The sequence below is a fragment of the Rhodococcus sp. NPDC079359 genome (assembly GCF_040702585.1).
Lineage (GTDB): Bacteria > Actinomycetota > Actinomycetes > Mycobacteriales > Mycobacteriaceae > Rhodococcoides.
Map to the genome: position 1 here is coordinate 135,186 of NZ_JBFBLH010000006.1, position 19,598 is coordinate 154,783.

At 63.9% G+C, this 19,598-nt stretch carries 19 protein-coding genes and 3 tRNA genes; 10 read left to right on the forward strand and 12 right to left on the reverse strand.

Annotation, left to right across the window (positions count from 1 at the left end; translation table 11 throughout):
- The first annotated feature begins 95 nt into the window (after nucleotides 1-95).
- Complete coding sequence (locus AB0362_RS16120) at nucleotides 96-1,988, forward strand: glycosyltransferase (RefSeq protein ID WP_366235869.1); 1,893 nt, start codon at nucleotides 96-98, stop codon at nucleotides 1,986-1,988.
- Here AB0362_RS16120 and AB0362_RS16125 read toward each other — a convergent pair whose 3' ends face one another.
- From AB0362_RS16125 to AB0362_RS16145, 5 genes are all read right to left on the reverse strand, one after another.
- On the reverse strand, nucleotides 1,989-2,852 hold the full coding sequence (locus AB0362_RS16125; protein ID WP_366235870.1) for a TylF/MycF/NovP-related O-methyltransferase: 864 nt from the start codon (nucleotides 2,850-2,852) through the stop codon (nucleotides 1,989-1,991).
- Nucleotides 2,853-2,903: 51 nt separating this feature from the next.
- Nucleotides 2,904-3,806 carry a glycosyltransferase family 2 protein gene (locus AB0362_RS16130; protein ID WP_366235871.1) on the reverse strand — a complete coding sequence of 301 codons (903 nt, stop codon included), beginning with the start codon at nucleotides 3,804-3,806 and terminating at the stop codon, nucleotides 2,904-2,906.
- Nucleotides 3,799-4,605, reverse strand: a complete 807-nt coding sequence (locus tag AB0362_RS16135) for an ABC transporter ATP-binding protein (protein WP_094638910.1) — start codon at nucleotides 4,603-4,605, stop codon at nucleotides 3,799-3,801. The genes AB0362_RS16130 and AB0362_RS16135 overlap by 8 nt, the downstream gene beginning before the upstream one ends.
- A gap of 11 nt (nucleotides 4,606-4,616) precedes the next feature.
- A complete protein-coding gene (locus AB0362_RS16140) occupies nucleotides 4,617-5,453 on the reverse strand; it encodes an ABC transporter permease (protein ID WP_366235972.1) in 837 nt (278 codons plus the stop codon).
- A 93-nt stretch (nucleotides 5,454-5,546) separates the two neighbouring features.
- The gene (locus tag AB0362_RS16145; RefSeq protein ID WP_094638909.1) at nucleotides 5,547-6,143 is read right to left on the reverse strand and encodes a bacterial proteasome activator family protein; all 597 of its coding nucleotides are present in this window, start codon (nucleotides 6,141-6,143) and stop codon (nucleotides 5,547-5,549) included.
- Between the two features lie 175 nt (nucleotides 6,144-6,318).
- Between AB0362_RS16145 and AB0362_RS16150 the strand changes: the two genes are divergently transcribed.
- The gene (locus AB0362_RS16150; protein WP_366235872.1) at nucleotides 6,319-7,524 is read left to right on the forward strand and encodes a cysteine desulfurase-like protein; all 1,206 of its coding nucleotides are present in this window, start codon (nucleotides 6,319-6,321) and stop codon (nucleotides 7,522-7,524) included.
- A 104-nt stretch (nucleotides 7,525-7,628) separates the two neighbouring features.
- Here the strand turns inward: AB0362_RS16150 and AB0362_RS16155 are convergent, their stop codons facing one another.
- Nucleotides 7,629-8,618: an NAD(P)H-quinone oxidoreductase gene (locus AB0362_RS16155; protein ID WP_366235873.1), complete on the reverse strand. Its 990-nt coding sequence runs from the start codon at nucleotides 8,616-8,618 to the stop codon at nucleotides 7,629-7,631.
- An 81-nt stretch (nucleotides 8,619-8,699) separates the two neighbouring features.
- Nucleotides 8,700-9,734 carry an L-glyceraldehyde 3-phosphate reductase gene (gene mgrA, locus AB0362_RS16160; protein WP_317784835.1) on the reverse strand — a complete coding sequence of 345 codons (1,035 nt, stop codon included), beginning with the start codon at nucleotides 9,732-9,734 and terminating at the stop codon, nucleotides 8,700-8,702.
- Between the two features lie 146 nt (nucleotides 9,735-9,880).
- Here mgrA and AB0362_RS16165 point away from each other — a divergent pair, with 146 nt between their 5' ends.
- The 3 genes from AB0362_RS16165 (at nucleotide 9,881) to AB0362_RS16175 (ending at nucleotide 11,584) form a co-directional block, all read left to right on the forward strand.
- Nucleotides 9,881-10,324 (forward strand): MarR family transcriptional regulator, encoded by a 444-nt coding sequence (locus AB0362_RS16165; RefSeq protein ID WP_188078759.1) that lies wholly within the window; start codon nucleotides 9,881-9,883, stop codon nucleotides 10,322-10,324.
- A gap of 59 nt (nucleotides 10,325-10,383) precedes the next feature.
- Nucleotides 10,384-10,473, forward strand: a tRNA-Ser gene (locus AB0362_RS16170).
- Nucleotides 10,474-10,771: 298 nt separating this feature from the next.
- Nucleotides 10,772-11,584 (forward strand): formate/nitrite transporter family protein, encoded by an 813-nt coding sequence (locus AB0362_RS16175; protein ID WP_366235874.1) that lies wholly within the window; start codon nucleotides 10,772-10,774, stop codon nucleotides 11,582-11,584.
- A 17-nt stretch (nucleotides 11,585-11,601) separates the two neighbouring features.
- Here the strand turns inward: AB0362_RS16175 and AB0362_RS16180 are convergent, their stop codons facing one another.
- Nucleotides 11,602-12,525, reverse strand: coding sequence for a pseudouridine synthase (locus tag AB0362_RS16180; protein ID WP_366235875.1), 924 nt, complete (start codon nucleotides 12,523-12,525; stop codon nucleotides 11,602-11,604).
- A 78-nt stretch (nucleotides 12,526-12,603) separates the two neighbouring features.
- Entirely contained in the window at nucleotides 12,604-12,927 is a 324-nt protein-coding gene (locus AB0362_RS16185) for an excalibur calcium-binding domain-containing protein (RefSeq protein WP_094638902.1), read from the reverse strand.
- Between the two features lie 141 nt (nucleotides 12,928-13,068).
- On the opposite strand from AB0362_RS16185, the gene AB0362_RS16190 reads away from it, so the two are divergent.
- Nucleotides 13,069-13,272 (forward strand): DUF3072 domain-containing protein, encoded by a 204-nt coding sequence (locus tag AB0362_RS16190; protein ID WP_366235876.1) that lies wholly within the window; start codon nucleotides 13,069-13,071, stop codon nucleotides 13,270-13,272.
- A 288-nt stretch (nucleotides 13,273-13,560) separates the two neighbouring features.
- A complete protein-coding gene (locus tag AB0362_RS16195; protein ID WP_128646485.1) occupies nucleotides 13,561-14,607 on the forward strand; it encodes an alpha/beta hydrolase family protein in 1,047 nt (348 codons plus the stop codon).
- Here AB0362_RS16195 and hisC read toward each other — a convergent pair.
- Nucleotides 14,596-15,648: a histidinol-phosphate transaminase gene (gene hisC, locus AB0362_RS16200; protein WP_317784838.1), complete on the reverse strand. Its 1,053-nt coding sequence runs from the start codon at nucleotides 15,646-15,648 to the stop codon at nucleotides 14,596-14,598. The two genes, AB0362_RS16195 and hisC, sit on opposite strands and share 12 nt — an antisense overlap.
- Nucleotides 15,649-15,741: 93 nt before the next feature.
- Here hisC and AB0362_RS16205 point away from each other — a divergent pair, with 93 nt between their 5' ends.
- From AB0362_RS16205 to AB0362_RS16215, 3 genes are all read left to right on the forward strand, one after another.
- On the forward strand, nucleotides 15,742-16,506 hold the full coding sequence (locus AB0362_RS16205) for a dienelactone hydrolase family protein (protein ID WP_068054886.1): 765 nt from the start codon (nucleotides 15,742-15,744) through the stop codon (nucleotides 16,504-16,506).
- Between the two features lie 123 nt (nucleotides 16,507-16,629).
- Nucleotides 16,630-16,719, forward strand: a tRNA-Ser gene (locus AB0362_RS16210).
- Nucleotides 16,720-16,769: 50 nt separating this feature from the next.
- A tRNA-Arg gene (locus AB0362_RS16215) sits at nucleotides 16,770-16,842 on the forward strand.
- Between the two features lie 184 nt (nucleotides 16,843-17,026).
- Here AB0362_RS16215 and AB0362_RS16220 read toward each other — a convergent pair.
- Together AB0362_RS16220 and AB0362_RS16225 are read right to left on the reverse strand one after the other, a co-directional pair.
- Nucleotides 17,027-18,046, reverse strand: coding sequence for a hypothetical protein (locus AB0362_RS16220; protein WP_317548950.1), 1,020 nt, complete (start codon nucleotides 18,044-18,046; stop codon nucleotides 17,027-17,029).
- On the reverse strand, nucleotides 18,043-19,359 hold the full coding sequence (locus AB0362_RS16225) for a hypothetical protein (protein WP_366235877.1): 1,317 nt from the start codon (nucleotides 19,357-19,359) through the stop codon (nucleotides 18,043-18,045). Before AB0362_RS16225 ends, AB0362_RS16220 begins: the two co-directional genes overlap by 4 nt.
- Nucleotides 19,360-19,598: the final 239 nt, after the last annotated feature.

Below are 19,598 nucleotides of genomic sequence, written 5' to 3' on the forward strand. Positions count from 1 at the left end.
AGATCGGTCGGGGCCTGTGCAACCATGGTCAGTGGTCTTCTTCTCTCCACGACCGCACAGAGCCACTACTCGAACTGGATGGGGTACTTCTCGGTATGGACGGCACTGCTCTCGATCGTCTCGGCTCGCCATCGGATGTGTCGGCTGTTGCCGGCGGTGACGGCGAGCCCGAACTGACAGTTCAGAGACTGCTGTTCGACGGCCCGTCGCCCCTGGTCAGTGCCGATATGTACAGCTCTGTCGGCAAGGGAAATGCCGAGCGCACCCGCACCGGCGTTCGTATCGCCAAGCGCAGCGTGCTGCACACCAACAGCTACTTCGGACGGTTCCCGGCCAGCTACTGGCAGCGGTGGACCACCGTCACCGAGGTGGTGTTCCGGGCGACTGTCGCCGGTGCGGGTCGTATCGATCTGGTGGGCACGGACTACAAGGGTCACGAGCGCACGATGGCCAGTACAACGGTCGATTCCGCGAACTCGTCGACTCAGTTGGCCGTTCCCGTCGCCACGACGCAGTTCCTCGACGGCGGCGCGCTGTACGTCCGCTTCACCACCACATCGAGCGAGTTGTCGGTACAGGACGCGGAGTGGACCGTCGCCGCGCCGGAGAAGCTGCGTCCCACCTCGGTGGTGATCTGCACGTTCAACCGCGCGGACGACTGCGCCAACACCGTCGCTGCCATGGCCGACGATCCCATCGCCCTGCTCGGGGTCGACAACGTCTACGTCGTAGATCAGGGCACCGATCAGGTGCAGACGCGCGAGAAGTTCCAGCGCGTCGCGGCCGAGCTCGGCGACAAGCTCGTCTACATCACCCAGCCCAACCTCGGCGGTGCCGGCGGATTCACCCGCGGGCTGTACGAGGTGCAGGGCAAGGGCGGCGATCCGGCCAACGTCATCTTCATGGACGACGACGTGCTGTGCGAGCCCGAGGCGATAGTGCGGATGAACTCGTTCGCCAACATGACCGTCGAGCCGGCGATCATCGGCGCGCAGATGCTCTACCTCTTGCACCCCGATCGCGTGCATGTCGGTGCCGAGGTGGCGAACCTGCAGAAGCTCGAAGCCGGAGTGCACGTCAAGAACGCAATTTCGGACAAGAGCGCGTTCAAGCGCAAGCGCCAGCAGGACGTTCGCGTCGACGCCGGCTACAACGGCTGGTGGTCGTGCCTCATCCCGTCCGAGATCGTCGGCCAGGTCGGCTACCCGCTGCCACTGTTCTTCCAGTGGGACGACATCGAGTACGGATACCGTTCTCGTGCAAACGGTTTCGCGACCGTGACGCTTCCGGGCGCAGCGGTGTGGCATGCCGACTTCGCGTGGAAGGACTGGGACGAGTGGCACCGCTACTTCAACCTGCGCAACGGCATGATCACCGCCGCCCTGCACATCGAGCTCGACGGTAAGACGCTCGCCAAGCAGCTGTTCACCGATCTGCTGCGGTACCTGGTGTCGATGCAGTACGGCATGGCGTACACGCTGATCAAGGCCGTCGAGGACTTCCTGGCCGGTCCGGAGAATTTGCTCGACGGCGGCATGGACGCTGCCGGTTCCATCCGACGCGAACGTGCTGCGTACGGAGAAACGAAGCGGCACAACGCGAACGACGTTCCCGGGGTGCGTCCGGCGGATATGTTCATCACCCCCGCGGGACCGCACCCGAAGAAGAGCATGGAATTCGCCGTGTTGGCCAAGCGGATGCTCAATCAGTGGCGCGGTACGGTGAATCCCGGTCCGGTTGCCATCTCCGCCGACGATGCCCACTGGTGGCACGTCTCGCTGTTCTCCCACGCGATCGTCACCGATCGCTCGCAGGAGGGCGTCCGAGTTCGCCAGCGCAACAAGCAACATGCGGTCGAGCTGCTCAAGCGCGGTGTGACCGCACTCAAGCGTCTGCGCACCGAAACCCCGACGGTCGCTGCGTCGTACCGCGCAGCGGTGCCGAAGCTGACGAGCCGAGAGAACTGGGCTCGCCTCTACGGCCAGTAACTATCTGGCGCGAACTGTCGGGGCCGTGCGAATGCGTACGACGACCTGTTCGTTGTCGGCGGTGTAGCCGAGGTAGTCGAACTCGGTACCGGTGCGTGTGACGAATTCCGTCCACGCCCGGTACTCGTGGTTGCGCCAGCCGGGGAAGTTGAAGTACTCGTCGAACACGATCACCGTGCCCACCGCGAGTCGATCGGCCACCAGATCCAGCACGGTGACCGTCGACGAGTACAGGTCGGCGTCCAGGTGCAAGAACGCCAGCTTCTCGTGATGGCCCTTCAGGAAGCCCGGCAGCGAGTCCTCGAACAACCCGGGGACGATCTGTGCGCCCGGCACTTCGGGGATGGTGTCCTGCTCGAAGAGCCCTTTCGGGAAACCGGTGCGCCAGGTTTCGGGGAGGCCGGAGAACACGTCGAATCCGGCGACGACGGTGATGTCCTTGCGTGAGCTCAATTCCTCGGCGATGATCTCGAGCGTCGTTCCGCTGGCGACGCCGAACTCGAGTGCCATGCCGCGGATGGAGACCTCGCCGAGGGCGAACCGCAGCGTCGCGTGCGGCCGCAGGAACGTGGGGGCCTGCGGCATCATCTCTTCGGCGAATTCGGCACTCTGGGCGGCTGCTTCGACGTCGGAGGCGTACGGAATGTCGCGACGCATCCGCATCTCGAGGCCGCGGATGAACGCGTGCAGATCGTCGATCTCACGCCGCTGGCGTTCGAGGACGTCGAGCAATTTCGCCTGTTGATCGCTGGTCTGCTCGGCCAGCTGCGCGGTCTGCTGAGCCAGAACCTCGCCGATCGCTCGTTGAAGCTTCTCCCGTGCCGACGACTTGATGCGATCAGCGAGCTTCCGAGGTTCCGTCATGGGCACACGGTAGCGGTATCACGCGGGTCCGCGCACCCCATGACGGCAGCATCAGGGCCTACGGAAGTGTTCCCGACGCCCCAGCCCGCGCAACCGGAACCATTCGGCCAGACCCTTCGGGTTACGGGTGGTGATCAGGAAGAACCAGGTGAACCGAATCCACTCCTGCGGCAATAGCTTTCGCATACCGGGCTGCGACATCAGGTAGCCGCGATTGCGGTACGTGAAGTAGCGCTTGGTCGCGTCCTCCGGGTACTGCGTGTGCATCCGGCCGCCGAGGATCGGCTTGAACTCCTCGGCCCCGTTGGGATGCACGTAGGCGGTCGTCAGGCACGTGCCGAACTTCAAGCCCGATCGCTGCAATCGGCGGTGTACTTCCACCTCGTCGCCGCGCACGAACAGCCGGAGATCCGGCACGCCCACCGCGTCGATCGTCGACGCCTTGAACAGAGCGCCGTTGAACAGCGAGGCGATGCCTTCGAGAAGGTCGTCGTCCGGGTTCGCCGGGTCGATCAATTCGGACCGCAGCCGACGCCATTCGACGCCGCGGCGCAGCGGAAAGGCCAGCCGGTCCGGATCGTCGATGTCGCAGACGACGGGGGAGACCTCGTCGAGGCCGTGGGTGAGAGCGCAGTCGTAGAGGGTCTCGAGCACCTTCGGGCCCTCGGGGCGGCCGTCGTCGTCGGCGAGGAACACCCAATCCGCACCGAGCGAGAGCGCATACAGAATCCCGAGTGCGAACCCGCCCGCACCACCCAGATTGTGCTGCGAGCCGAGATACGTCGTCGGCAGGTCGGTCGATTCGACCAGTTCGCGTACGGCGGTCTCGTCGGCATTGTCGACGACGACCAGATGATCGAGCGGACGTGTCTGTGCGCCGATGACATCGAGCGAGAGAGCCAACAACTCACGCCGCTTGTGCGTGACGATGACCCCGATGATCTTGTCAGCCACCGGCACTGTCTTCCCGCTCGATCTCTTTCAGGATCTGCGCGACGTGGTCTCCCGCGTCGTCACCGTCGTACGCCCGCACCACGTCCTCGATGCCGCCCTGTTGGCGAATCTGGCCGTGATCGATCCACATCGCGGTGTCGCACAGCTGAGCCAGGAATTCGTTGGAGTGGCTGGCGAACACCAGGATTCCCGAGCGCTTCACCAACTCCTGCAGGCGATGGCGGGCCTTCTTCATGAACTCCGCGTCCACGGCTCCGATGCCCTCATCGAGCAGTAGGATCTCCGGGTCGATGCTGGTGACCACGCCCATCGCGACGCGCACGCGCATGCCCGTGGAGTAGGTCCGCAGCGGCATGTCGAGGTAGTCGCCGAGTTCGGTGAAGTCGGCGATCTCGTCCATCTTCGCGAGCATCTGCTTGCGCGTCTGGCCGAGGAACAGGCCGCGAATGATGATGTTCTCGTAGCCGGAGATCTCGGGGTCCATACCGACGCCCAGATCGAACACCGGCGCGACGCGGCCGCGGATGGTGGCGCTGCCTCGCGTCGGCTCGTAGATACCCGAGAGCAGACGCAGCAGCGTCGATTTGCCCGCACCGTTGTGTCCCACCAGTCCGACGCGATCGCCGTCCTTCAGGTTCATCGTGATGTTCTTGAGAGCTTCGACGACGACGACGTCGGAGGAGTTGCGGTCGATCGCACCACCGGCCTTGCCGAGGAACGCCTTCTTCAGTGACCGCGTTTTGGCGTCGAAGATCGGGAAGTCGACGCACGCGTCGTGAGTGCTGATGCTGATGGACAACTCGAATACCCCTAAACCCAGTAGGGCACGCGGGCCCGGTACTTCTTGAGTGCGACGATGGCCAGCGCCCAGCCGACGACGGTGAAGCCGAGCACGATGTACCAGTGGTACGCCTGCTGATCCTCGCCGATCAGGGGGGCCCGGATGATGTCGAGGTAATGGAAGAGCGGGTTGATCTCGACGAGCTTGGCGCGGTTCGCGGCCTCACCGCCCATCGACTCGAGTCCCGAGGTGGTCCACACGATCGGCGTCATGAAGAACATCAGCGTCACGAAGCTGCCGAGGATCGGGGCGATGTCGCGGTAGCGGGTGGCGACGATGCCGAACAGAATGGACACCCACACCGCGTTGAGCAGGATCAGCACCAGCGCGGGGATCGCGAAGACCACGGTCCAGTGCAGCCCGCCCTCGGGCCAGAAGATCGCGATGATGATCACGTAGATCAGCATGTTGTGGCCGAGCAGCAGCAGCTGACGCCACACCAGGCGATAGACGTGCACGCTGAGCGCGCTCGGCAGCTGTTTGATCAGGCCTTCGTTCGCGACGAAGACGTCTCCGCCTTCGAGGATCGCGGCACTGATGAGGTTCCAGACGATCAGCCCGACGGTGACGTGTGGCAGGAACGAGCGCAGGTCGATGTCCAGGAGTACCGAATACAGCAGACCCATCGCGATGGCCTGCACGCCGGTGGCGATGGTGATCCAGAACGGACCGATCACCGACCGGCGGTACCGCTGCTTGATGTCTTGCCAACCGAGATGCAGCCACAGCTCGCGCTGGTTGAAACCGGTTTTCAGGTCGCCGAAAGCGCGCCGATAAGTCTGTGAGTCCGAAACCGGAGCAGGCATCTGGTCTCCTGCCTCGCTCTCGGGATCCTTCGCTGGTGCCGACACGACGGTCGACACTACCTCTCTTCGGAGACTGCGCTCATTCCGAGCTTGCTACAGATACTGGCCGGTACCGCCGCCGCCGTGGCCCCCGCCACCCTGGCCGCCACCCGGAGCGCCCATCACACCGGGAGGCAACGCGCCTTGGCGCATCTGTTCGAGTTGAGCCCGCGCGGCCATCTGCTGAGCGAACAGGGCCGTCTGGATGCCGTGGAACAGACCTTCGAGCCAGCCGACGAGCTGTGCCTGGGCGATGCGCAGTTCCGCGTCGGTGGGGACCACGTCGTCGCCGAAGGGCAGGACCAGGCGCTCGAGCTCGTCGCGCAGTTCCGGGGCGAGGCCCTGTTCGAGTTCGTGGATGGACGACTTGTGGATTTCCTTCAGTCGCGTCCGGCTCGCGTCGTCGAGCGGTGCAGCGCGCACTTCCTCGAGCAGCTGCTTGATCATCGTTCCGATGCGCATCACCTTCGCGGGCTGCTCGACCATCTCCGACAGGCCCGATCCATCGTCCGATCCATCGTTCGCCGAGGATCCGGCGGCGCGGGCCGCGGCGGCCGTCGCTTCCTCGCGGCTCAGGGCGAGCGGTTCCCCATTGGGGCCGATCACAACGACATGGTCATCGGGCGCGCTGTTCGGCTCGGATTGAGTCATATATCCATCATTACGCCTCGCTCGCCGTTGCGCGATCGTCAGGGGCGATTATCCTGGTTCGGTCGTCGGGAACAGTGGAGGCCGGGAGGATCGAGCGTGCGAGGTGGGCAACCGTTCCCTGGGGAAACAGGACGTGGAACACATGCTTCACCGGTCGGCGCTTAGAGTGTCCGGCATGGGTTACGACGTCGCGCGAGTGAGAGGTTCCATCCCCTCGCTCGGTGACGGGTGGATTCATCTCGACCCTCAGCTGGGGATGCTGATCCCGGACCGCGTGTCGACCGCTGTGTCCACCGCATTTCGGCACAGTGCCTCCAATCATTCGGCCGGCAACACCTCGGCCAAGCGCAGTGCAGCTCTGCTGGAATCCGCCCGCGTCGCGATCGCCGATCTGGTCGGTGCCTATCCGTCCGGTGTCGTCATCGGCCCGGACCGCGCGACGCTGCTGTCCTGGCTCGCGGACTCGATGAGCTCGCGGCTGGGCCTGGGAACCGGTCTGGTGCTCTCACGTCTGGACGAGGAAGCAAACGTCGCACCGTGGCTGCGGGTGGCCAGCCGGTCGGGCGCGCATGTGCGCTGGGCCGAGGTCGAGATCGATACGTGCGAGTTGCCCACCTGGCAGTTCGACGATCTGATCACCTCCACCACTCGGCTCGTCGCGGTCACTGCTGCGTCGCCGATCGTCGGTAGTGCGCCCGATGTTCGGGTCGCGGCGGATCTGGTACACGAGGTCGGTGGGCTGATCGTGGTCGACGCGGCCGGAGCTGCTCCTTACGCCCACGTCGACATCAAGGAACTCGGGGCCGACATCGTCGCGATCGACACCGCCGCGTGGGGTGGGCCTTCGGTCGGTGCGTTGATCTTCCGCGATCCGACGCTGCTGGAACAGTTGCCGTCGATGTCGCTCAATCCGTCGGCCAAGGGGCCGGCGCGGCTCGAGGTCAGCAGTCACCAGTACGCGTTGTTGGCGGGCGTGGTCTCGTCCATCGACTACCTGGCCAATCTCGACGACACAGCGACCGGGACGCGTCGCGAGCGTCTCGAGTTGTCGATCGGATCGTTGCAGCACTACCACGACGGTCTGTTCGATTACCTGATGAAGGCGCTCGGTTCGCTGGACCACGTGATGGTGCTCGGCAATGCACCGACGCGCATTCCCACTTTGAGCTTCACCGTCGAGGGCATGCCCGCGGTGAAGGTGTCCGAGCAACTCGCGCAGGCCAGAATCGGCAGTGTCAGCGGAGTCCACGGCGGCAGTCGGTTGCTCGACGCGTTGGGCGTCAACGACGAGGGTGGTGCCGTCACCATCGGTCTGGCTCCGTACACCACCCGCTACGAAATCGATCAGCTCGTCAAAGCGATGTCCGCGCTCGCCCTCTGAGAGCGGCTGCGCCGCACGTGCACGAGGAGCCTCCGGGTCGTTCCGCAGGCTCCACCCGGGCCTCGTAGCCCACTACGGTTTTCGCGCACGACCGCTGAGCTGCGCTACTGGATTCGCAGAATCACTTTTCCGATGGTCTCGGCCTCGTCGAGCATTCGATGTCCTTGCGCTGCTTCGGTTATCGGAATCTCGGCGTGCACGACGGCGGTGACGCGTCCCTCGGAGATCATCGGCCACAGGTGTGCCGTCATGTCCGCGACGATGTTCGCTTTGCTCGACGGCCCGGTTTCGGGGCGGCCACGCAATCCGGCTGCATGCACCGAGCCGCGCTTGGCGAGGAGTTTGCCGAAGTTCAGCTCGCCCTTCACTCCGCCCTGCATGCCGATGGTGACGACGGTGCCGTCCATGGCCAATGCGTCGAGGTTGCGGTCGAGGTACTTCGCACCCATGTTGTCCAGGATCAGGTCTGCTCCGTGATCCTCTGTCTGTGAACGGATCTCGGTGACGAAGTCCTGGTTCTTGTAGTCGATCAGGATGTCGGCACCCAGGTCTGCGCACATTTCCAGCTTGTACTTGGATCCGGCAGTGACGGCGACGGTGACACCCATCTGCTTGGCCAGTTGGATTGCGTGAGTGCCGATTCCGCTGCCGCCGCCGTGAACGAGCAGTACCTGCCCCGAACGCATGTGCGCGTCCATCACCAGGTTGGACCACACCGTCGAGGCGACTTCCGGAAGTGCCGCTGCGACATGCAGATCGAGGCCCTGCGGAATGGGGAAGAGTTGGGTGGCGGGTACGGCGACCTGCTCGGAGTAGCCGCCGCCAGCCAGCAGTGCACAGACCCTGTCTCCGACGTTCCACCCGCTGACGCCCTCACCGAGTTCGGAGATGATGCCCGAGCATTCGAGTCCGAGGATGTCGCTGGCCCCTGGAGGCGGTGGGTAATTCCCCTGACGCTGCATCAGGTCGGCGCGGTTGACGGCGGTGGCCGAGACATCGATGATCACCTGTCCGCGGCCGGGACGTGGGTCGGGGACCTCGGTCCATTCCATGACGTCGGGATCGCCGAATTCTTTCAGTGTGATGGCACGCATGTCTCCATAGTGCGCCTCCGGCGCAGTGGTGCGGTTAGGTGCCCTCTGGAGCGCTTAACTACACCACTGCCGCAGGCATTCTTACAGGTCCCAGAGATTGATTCCGAAGTCCTCGGCATGCGTGTCGATCTCGGCGAGTTCGGCGTCGGTGAAGTCCAGATTCTTCAAAGCCGCCACGTTGTTCTCGAGCTGTTCGACGCTCGATGCGCCGATCAGTACCGAGGTCACGCGTGGGTCGCGCAGGGCCCAGCTCAGCGCGAGTTGTGCGAGGGATTGGCCGCGGGTGGCGGCAATGTGGTTCAACGCCCGGAGATGCTCGATGTGGTCGTCGGTGAGCCAGTCCGGATTCAGCGATTTGCCCTGCGCTGCTCGCGAATTCGAGGGAACACCGTCGAGGTACTTGTCGGTGAGCATGCCCTGGGCCAGAGGCGAGAAGGCGATGACGCCCGCGCCCACCGCGTCGAGGGTAGTGAGCAGTTCGGGTTCGATCCACCGATTGACCATCGAGTAACTGGGCTGATGGATCAGCAGGGGAACACCCGCATCGGCGAGCAGGTCTGCCATCTTCTGCGTGCCCTCGGGCTTGTACGAGCTGATGCCCGCGTACAGGGCTTTGCCCTGCTGCACAGCGCTGATCAGTGCGCCTGCTGTTTCTTCGATCGGGGTGTCGTGGTCGGGCCGATGGCTGTAGAAGATGTCGACGTGGTCGAGTCGCATTCGGGTCAACGATTGTTCGAGCGAGGACAGCAGGTATTTGCGAGAGCCACCGAAGCCGTAGGGGCCGGGCCACATGTCCCAGCCGGCCTTGCTCGAGATGATCAGCTCATCGCGATATCCGGCGAAATCCTCGGAGAAGATGCGGCCGAAGTTCTTCTCCGCGCTGCCGTACGGCGGGCCGTAATTGTTGGCCAGATCGAAATGCGTGATGCCGAGATCGAATGCGCGACGCAGGATCGCGCGCTGGTTCATCAGCGGTACGTCGTCGCCGAAGTTGTGCCACAGTCCCAACGACACCGCAGGAAGTCGGGGGCCCCGTGAGCCCACTCGGCGGAACAGCATGGACTCGTAGCGATCGTCGGCGGCAACGTACGGCGGGTCGATGTAGGGATCGGTCATACCTCGACCATAGGGCGCTGCGCCGAACGGGGCCTCGAACCGCGTCAACCTACTCGTGGGTAGATTTCCCGCCTAAGATGACACGCGTGACGGCCGAATTAGCCATTGGTCCCGGGGGGGACCCGCAGTGGCTCGACACTGCGGAAATGAAAGCATGGCGCGCCTATATGGACGGCGGGCAACGATTGATGGGGGTATTGAACAAGGATCTGCAGGATCGCCACGATCTGTCGATGGCCGAGTACCGCATCCTGGTGATGTTGTCGGAATCGGTCGACGGCTCCATCCGAATGAGTGAGCTCGCCGACGGTGTCCTGTCCTCGAGAAGTCGCCTGACGCATCAGATCAGGCGAATGGAACTGCAGGACATGGTGTCTCGCAGTACCTGCGTCAACGACGGCAGAGGCGTGCTGGCGGTGATCACCGAGGAAGGGCGTCGGCGATTGTCGGAGGCGGCACCCACGCACGTCCGCGGCGTCCGGCAGCACCTCGTCGACATCCTCTCGCCCCACGAACTCGAGGTGCTGGGCGACATCTTCGAGAAGGTCGACGCCGCGATGGACGCGTCCGGCTCGACACCGCGACGATGAGGGGCGGACGATGAGGGGCGATTGGGCCTGAGTGCGCCGGGCCGTTTAAGATCGCACACGGAAGCGTGGCAGAGCGGCCCAATGCACTCGCCTTGAAAGCGAGAGACGTGTAAAAGCGTCCGGGGGTTCAAATCCCTCCGCTTCCGCCACAAGTTCTACCCCGGTCCACCCGCGAGGGTGGGCCGGTTTTGTTTGCTCGGGGAAGCTGAGCGACATCGTTGGCCTCGGGGTTCCGGACCTGTGTCGTCGCTGCGTATGTCGTCGAACCGTCCGTCGAGCTGGTCGACGGGACCATCATCTCGATGAGACGCGCTGCGACAGTTCGAGTCTCGGACCGCGTGAGGCGGTTGGCCTGACCAGGCTGGGACCAGCTGCAACGGCCGCGTGTCGCCGCGACGATCGGTGACGAGCAGGTATCGATATCGGCTCAGTGGGTACTACCTGCGAATGAGTGAAGAAGCGCGGCGCAACGACGGCGACAACGAGGGGCCTCTGGAAGAGGAACTCGAGGAGAGTTTCGACGCTGTCGTATCGGAGGGTGCCGAGCGATTACATCGCACAGTCCGCACCGTGCTGATCACCGGACTCTTCGGCGGGCTCGAAGTGGCTCTGGGTGTGATGGCGTACCTCGCGGTGCTGGACGAAACCGGCAGTCACCTGCTGGCAGGCCTGGCGTTCGGCATCGGCCTGGTGGCCATCTATCTCGCACACGGAGAGCTGTTCACCGAGGACTTCCTGATGCCGATCGCGGCGGTGGTGGCCCGCGACGGCACGCCCTTGCAACTGGCGAAGCTGTGGGTCGGGACGCTGCTGGCGAATCTGCTGGGCGGTTGGTTCGTGATGTGGTTGATCGCGCAGGCGTTTCCGCAGTGGCTCGAAGTGTTGTCCGAGTCGGCGCATCATTTCGTCGACGCTCCGCTGAATCTTCAGTCGATCTGCCTTGCTGTTCTCGGCGGCAGCACGATGACATTGCTGACCCGCATGCAGCAGGGAACAACCTCCGACGTCGCGCGGATCATCGCTGCCATGGCGGCAGGGTTCCTGCTGGCCGGACTTCAGTTGTTCCACTCGGTTCTCGATTCGCTGCTGATCTTCGGTGCCATCCACGCCGGCGCGGATGTGAACTACCGCGACTGGATCGAATGGTTCGGCTACACAGTGCTCTTCAACATCATCGGAGGCGTCGTGTTGGTCACTGCGCTGCGCTTGGTGCGCACGAAGGAACTCGTGAAGTCCGAGCGTGATCGACATCCCGAGTAGCCGAGCGGAGCCGGAAGTCACGAGCCGACATCTGGTACCCACCGCTCCAGGCCTAATCCGGTCTCGAAGCGTCGCAGGGCTTTCGAGATCGGGTCCGTGAATTCGATTGCACTGGCGAGTAATTGGAGTGGGTCGTTGAAGTCGTCGACGGCTCGGCCGGTTGCCGTCGGGTACAGGTCGTCGCCGAGGATGGGCACGCCGAGTGAATTCATGTGCAATCGCAGTTGATGGGTGCGGCCGGTCAGCGGTGTCAATCTATAGCGACCGAGTCCGTCTCGATGCTCCAGTAGTTCGACGGTGGTGTGCGCGTTGGGTTCTCCGTCGACCTGGTGGGCAGTGAATTGTCCCTTCTCCGAGACGATTCGACTGCGAACGACGGTCGGCAGGGTGAGCGACGGGTCGTAGCGCGCGATTGCCTCGTACTCCTTGCGGACCTCGCGATCCTGGAAGAGCGTTTGATACGCGCCGCGCAGTGTCGGATCGACGACGAACAGGACCAGGCCTGCGGTCACACGATCGAGCCGGTGAGCGGGCACCAGTTGCGGCAGTTCGAGTTCGAGACGCAATCGTACGAGCGCGGTCTGCAGAATATGTCCGCCGCGGGGGATGGTCGACAGAAAGTGAGGCTTGTCGATCACCAGCAACGCGTCGTCCCGGTGCACGATCGAGATATCGAACGGCACAACGGTTTCCGACGGTAGGTCGCGGTGGAACCAGACCGCCTCACCGGGAACGTACGGTGCGTCGAAGGAGATGGGGCCGGCCATGTCGACGATGTCACCGGCGGCGAGCATGGCGTCGATCCGGTGCGGAGGAATGCGTGACTCTGTAGCGGCGAGGAAGTCACGAACAGTAAGCCATACGCCGTCCTCGGGCATCCGTATTCGCGCGGGATCGAGACCGTGCCGCTTCGCCAGGGGCGGTTGCTGGCGTCGTCTCACCGGATGAGCGTATCCGCCCACCGAGATCGCACTTGTGCAGACAAATCAGTGCCATCTGCCTGCACAAGTGCGAGTTCGCTACTCGCAGCCGATGCCGTCGTTGTCGCGGTCGAGATGAGGTCCGTAGCCGTACTCGTCCCGATAGACCGGGTCGGCTCCGGCGTCGCGCGCCGCGTCGCAGTTTTCGTACTGGAATGTGCCGCCCTGGCGGGGTGCGGGCGCTGGAGCTGCGAGTGGGGCCGGGGGTGGGGGCAGGAGAACCGGGCAGAACTGGGCCGAACCACTGCTGCAGAGGAAATCGGTGATCGGATCGGCCGAGGCGACGGCCGGGGCGGTGACCAGGGCGGCCGCCGCGATCGCGCCGCTGATGCCGATCTTGACCAGCAGGTTCTTCGTCTTCATGGAACTCCAATCGAGGGGATGTGATGTGGAGCATCCTCGGCGAATTGTTGAACTGTCAATCAAGTCATTCGAGTGACCTACGCCTGAGCGCACACGGGCAAACGTGTTTGGAACCCATCGATTCGGCGTATTTACGAACGTATGAGCGAAAACGAGCAGGTCAACCAGAACCCCGAGAAGGATCCCGACGATTGGGTCACCGGTGACGAGCCGATGACCGGCCCGCAGAAGAGCTACCTGAGCACGCTTGCGCAGGAAGCGGGCGAGGAAGTTCCCGAGGATCTCAACAAGGCGCAGGCCTCGGAAATGATCGACAAGCTGCAGGGCGAGACCGGCCGCGGCTGACACTCCCAGAGGTCCACTCGATGTGACATCGACCCCCGAAAAGTCCACCGAATGTCACATTGAGTGCCCTCGCGGTAGCGGTGTCCGCGAGGACATCCGACCAGGTAGACCGTTATGTCTCGAGTACATGTAACAAAGGATCACGCGGACTTTTGTACCCGTGTATACGCGGCTATTGTGAGCGAACCCACAGCTTTAGCGTGCGCGCATATCGGTGGGTACGTTGAGTGACGGATGTTGTTTGTGTTGCGCCCCGTGAGGGTGCGCCGGGGGAGGATGGGCAATCTGATGCACCGTCGAGTGTTGGCAGTAGCGGGAGCTGCTCTGGCAGTGTCGCTGCTGGGTTCGGGTCTTGCCGGGGCGCAGCCGCTCCCCGATACCGGCAGTTCCGATGGCGCCGGTGCGGCTCCTGGCATCGCCGCTCAGTCCCAGCCATTGCCCTCGGCGCGCATCGATCGGGTGGACATGCTGACCGACCGCCGCGCTGCCGTGTGGGTGGAGTCGCCGGCCATGGGCCGCGCCATCCAGGTTCAGGTTCTTCTTCCGGCCGCGCAGGCGGTGTCTCGTCCGACGCTGTACATGCTCGACGGTGTGAGCGCGGGCAAGGAATCCGATTACAAGGAAAGCACCTGGACGCAGAAGACCGACATCGTCGACTTCTTCGCCGACAAGCAGGTCAACGTCGTGCTCCCGGTCGGTGGATCGAGCAGCTACTACACGGACTGGAACGTGCCGGACCCGGTGCTGGGCGTGAACAAGTGGGAGACGTTCCTGACGTCGGAGTTGCCGCCGCTGATCGATGCGCGCTTCTCCGGTAACGGCACCAACGCGATCTCGGGTGTCTCGATGGGTGCCCAGGCCGCGATGGACCTGATGACACGTCACCCCAGCCTCTACACCGGCGTCGCCGGCCTGAGCGGTTGCTACGACAATTCGCAGACCAACTTCAAGGACGCGGTGCGTGCCACCGTCGCCACCAACGGCGGCAACGCAACCAACATGTGGGGCGAGAACACCGATCCCAAGTGGGTCGAGCACGATCCGTCGCGTAATGCCGAGGCGCTCCGCGGCAAGGACGTCTACCTGTCCGTCGGCACCGGCCTACCCGGTCCGTACGAGCTCGGCCCCGGTGGCAGCGGAGTCGAGAGCGCCCTGATGGGTGGACCGCTCGAGGCGGCCGCGCTGTACTGCACAACGGTGTTCGATACTCGGCTCCGGTCGCTGGACATCCCCGCGACAGTCGTCTACCGCCCGTACGGCATCCATCAGTGGCCGTACTGGCAGGACGACCTGCGTGAATCCTGGCCGACGCTCGAGCGCGCGCTAGGTCTGTAGAGCGAACTTCAGAAACGCGTCGTTCTCGTGCGGGTCGCCGATGGTGACCCGCACTCCGTCGTTTCCGTAGGCGCGCAGCAGCACGCCCTGTTCGGCTGCAGAAGCGGCGAACTCACCCGAGCGTTCGGCCAGCGGCAGCCAGACGAAGTTGGACTGCGATGCGCCGACGTCGTAGCCGCCCGCAACGAGCGCGTCGCGCACACGATCCCGTTCCGCGATGAGGGCATCGGTGCGGGCCAGCAGCTCTGCCGACGCCTCCAGCGACGCCACCGCAGCCTGCTGGGCAACGGTGCTGACTGCGAAGGCGATCCGCACCTTCGACAGTGCCGTGATCACCTCGGGATCGGCCACCGCGTAGCCCACCCGCAAGCCGGCGAGTCCGTAGGCCTTCGAGAACGTCCGCAGCACGATCACATTGCGTCGTCCGCGTGCCAGCTCCACTCCGTCGGTGTGGTTGCCTGCGTCGGAACGGGTGTACTCGAAGTAGGCCTCGTCGAGGACCACGAGAATGTTCGACGGCACCGCATCGAGAAACGCCTCGAGCTTGTCGCGCTGAACGACGGTTCCGGTCGGGTTGTTCGGGTTGCAGACGAAGATCAGCCGGGTGCGGTCGGTGATGGCCGCAAGCATCGCGTCGAGGTCGTGCACGTGGTCGGCGGTCAACGGAACCAGCACAGGTGTCGCGCCGGCGACGCTGGTGACGATGGGGTATGCCTCGAACGAGCGCCAGGCGAACAGCACTTCGTCGCCGGGACCGCAGGTGATCTGTACGACCTCCTGGCACAGCGAAACCGAACCACTGCCGACGGCCACGTTCTCCGCGGCGACTCCGAGCTTCTTCGCCAGTGACTCGACGAGCGCGGTCGCTCGATTGTCGGGGTAGCGGTTGACGCCACCGACGGCCTCCGCGATCGCGTCGCGCACGCTCGGCAGCGGTCCCTGCGTCGTTTCGTTGCTCGCCAGTTTGATCGCACCCGGAAAGGTGCGTCCGGGAACGTAGGCGGGGATGGCGTCGAGGTCGGGGCGGATGCGCGCGGTCACGGCTGCCATTATGCGCCGAGGTTCGGGGTTGACTTCTGCGCGTCCGTGATATTGCTGTGCACGACCGGACCGATCGTCCTATCTTCGATAAGTATGTCGGGAATATTGAGCGACGTCGCAGTTCTTCGGTCCGCCTCCGCGCCCACGGTCGGTGCGGACGACGTGGTGGACACGACCGCGCACGAATCACCCCCGCGCGAGAAAGTGCCGTTGACGGCTGTCGAACCCGATGGTCCACCTCGCGGTGGAATCGTCGTGCTGCACGAGGCACGTGAGGTGCCCGAGTCTCTGCTCGACCTGCTGCGCGCACTCGCGCTTGAAGGCTGGCTCGCCGTCGCGCCGAACCTGTTCCATCGAGGCCACGGCGACGACAAGGAAGTGTTCGGCGACGACCTCTTCGCGGACTTCGATGCCACCTCCGACTGGCTCGTCCAGCGCGGTGTCTATCCCGATTGTGTCGGGGTGATCGGGTTCGACGACGCAGGCACAGCAGCGTTGATCGTGGCCACCAGCCGTCCGGTCGGGGCGGCGGTCAGTGTTGCTGCCGCCGGCATCGTCGAACCGCTCAACTCCGACGCTGTCGCGTTGGTCGAGGCCGCACCCAAGCTGCAGGCCCCCTGGCTCGGTCTCTACGGCGAGGACGACCCGCACACCCCACCGGAACACATCGAAGCCCTTCGCGACGCCGCCACGCGCGCCTCAGTGGCCACGAACGTCGTCAGCTATTCGGGGCTGAAGCATCGAGCCGACCATCCCCGCGAACAACCCGGCAGCTCCGATCACAGCGACCCCGCAGCGGCCGCGCTCGTCGACGCGCAGACCCGGATCTTCGACTGGTTCGACAGCTTCATGCGCTGAAGAGCAACAAGCATCTTCGACGCGAACGACGCGCGAACCATAGGCGTCGACCAGCCGTTTTGCCTTCTGGCCTCCGCTGTGGGTAATCTCTTTCCTCGGCGGTCCGAGAGGGCCGGCAGCCTAGGAGGCGTGCCAGAGCGGCCGAATGGGAGTCACTGCTAATGACTTGTCCTTTCACCGGGACCGGAGGTTCAAATCCTCTCGCCTCCGCCACGAACGGTAGATCGTTGCCGTTCAGCTGGACCAGTTGAATAACTGAACATGCGCCCGTAGCTCAACGGATAGAGCACTTGACTACGGATCAAGAGGTTAGGGGTTCGAATCCCTTCGGGCGCACGAAAAACAGGCCCTGATCTGCGAATACTCGCGGTTCAGGGCCTGTTTTGATGAGCTGGATGTGTCAGGGACGCTGACGGGTAACTCGACGTCGAAGCGTACGAGTTGATTACCGCTTTCGGCCCGTCCGAACACGCCCGGCTCGGCTCCGTGCGGGCATGCCTCAGCCTTGTGGCAGCTGCGGTCAGCGAGGTCTCGGATTCAGTGGCGGTGTGCCGAGTACTTCGTGACCTGGATGCAGCGCGTGCTGCAGTTGTATCAATGTCGCGTCGGTCAAACTGTCCGGGCCCAAATCCAGTGCGCACGCCCAGTCGAACTTCTGTGTAGACCATGCTCGGATAGGTGTCGGGTAGTTCCTTCCCGTCCAATTCACGGGGAGGAGCCAGTCTTCGGTGGACCGTGCGCGCCTCCACAGCCGGCCGGCGCCCTTCTCGAAGCGGGCCTCGAAGTCGTCTGGGTGTGCGGGGTCTCGTCGCACCTCGGTCGGGGTGAAATCGACCGAGACATGTGCCTGAATGCGGTCCGCGCTGACGTGGTCGTGGAACCACTGCATGTTGCGTTTCGATTGTTCGGCCCACCTCGCACGGTCTTCGGCGAACACGTTTCGAGGCATTCTGACGGGGCCGGTCCACGCGAACGTCGAGTCCGGCAGTTCGTCCACCACAGCACAGTCGACAAACGCAGCACGGCCCCTCTCACAGTCCTGCTTCAACACGGTGCCGGTCTCGGTGTCGATCGTCAGCATCATCGCCGAGCCCCTGCTGCCGGTCGTCAACTCCACGTTCCAGCAGAGCCGTCCGATGAATTCGACCTCTTCGATGGCGCGTGTGGGTCGGGTGAGGCCCGGCCGCGCCCAGTGTTCGACCGGACGGGACACGATCAGATCGCGGCCAGGGTCATGTATCCGTGTGTTGAGCTCGTTCGTTTCGATCGGATCGTCATGACCGGCCTGAAACACCCAACACGTCTGGCCGTCGGCAATGAACAACGGTTTACCGTCGAGTGATTCCATGCGCGTCTTGCGACCGAAACGGAACAGGCGAACCTCGCCGAGCCCGAAACCCACATGCGACGGAACGACGCCGTAGTGCCCGTCGTAGACGACTCCGGGCCCGATGTCGGCGTGAACTGCGCCGGCGACACCGATGACCGGCCGCTGCGGCCCGTCGACGATCTTCAGCAGCACCTCGACCCAATGCGTCATACGTACAACACCCCTCCGACGGAGTGCGACCGATCAGGGTAGGAGCGAGTGTCTGCCTGCTCCATCAATTCTGTCGGGGCATAGCGAGTTATGTCGTCGAGACGCTGTCCCTGTTCGTCGTACAGGTTGAGTCGAGCCACCAAAGTAAGCCCCTCGTAGTAGTCGTGCGTGAAACTGATGTGCAGTCGACCGTGCGGCCAGTCTCCGATGAATTCGGCTCGCACGTCGTGCATTCGCTTCGAGAACCGCCGCCCGTCGAGTCGGCGAACGCAGTACCGAACGTACGACGCATGATCAGGCGGCTCGGGAGCGACGGGACGGCAGTAAGCCGTGATGTCGAGATCGTCTATAGCTGTTTCGCGTTCGCGCTCCGCTGTGTCGATCGACAGCCGAACAAGCTGGCGGCCAGGACTTCCTCTGTCCGCAGATCTGACCAGAAGCCATAGCCGCTGACCGCGTGCGGTGCCCTCGTAGACTTGGACGCCGGGCAGTGCGATCTCACGTACGGGCGTCGACGAGCCGTCGCGGAAGGCCTTCACGAGAAGAACGCCGCTGCGTTTGCTCGGCGTGCCCCAGTGCCATCGGATGCCGTCTCCGAGCGCGCGCTTGCGGCGGTGCTGCTCGTTGTAGGTAGTGTCTGCGTACTCGCTGGTGTGCCAGACGCCGTCAGCTCTCGACCGTGGGTAGTCGTCGAGTTCGATATGGGTTGTCTCTGCGTTCAGTGGTAGGTGAATCCACGACTTGGATTGTCGGAGAACGTATCCTGTCGGTGTCGGGTTGTCGCGATAGGTGCGCGACCAGGGGGCATGCTCGACGCCGAGATGGACCGAATATTCATCGAAGTCCGCTGTGACGAGAACCCCGGCGACACCGATCGGCGACGTGCCTCCGCCTGTGTGGGCCAGGATAAGAGGCGGACCAGGTTGCGGTCGGAGCAGCGGAGGCGCGGCCGCGGTACGGGCGACGTCGTCACGCATCCGGGTGGGTCGAAAACACCATGCGCCCGACGGTCCAGCCGTCAGCAGGTGCGTGCCCTCGAGGTACTCGGCGTGATGTACCCCATCCGCAGTGACACAGGCCAGAACATCCGTTCCGCTGTATTGGAGCCAGACATGATCTCCGTGGGATGCAACGGTGAGCGTGGGCGACGGTGATGGTATCTCCGGCCACGACACAATCCGGTCGATCTGTCCGGATCCCGGATCGAGAAGTACTGCAACAGGCTGGGTTTCATCGATCACCCACAGCCGGTCGGCAGCGGAAAGAATGTACCGTGGGCGCAAGAATCTGCGCTCGGACGACGGGGCGCTCATGCGCCTTTCTGCAGTGTCATGACGGCGACAGTACCCCACCTCGTTCGACTGAGTGGTCCGAATGCGCATGGCGCAACTCGGCCCGGCCTTCTGTGGCGTGGATTGCGAAGTAGAACCATGAGACGCTCGTATAGTTCCAAAAGCGTTGCTTTGAAGCGTCTTTCGTGATCAGAGGATTCGACGACGAGCCTAGCGCTCATGACCCCGCCCCACGGCCACGCCGTGCCTCGGTTATCGCG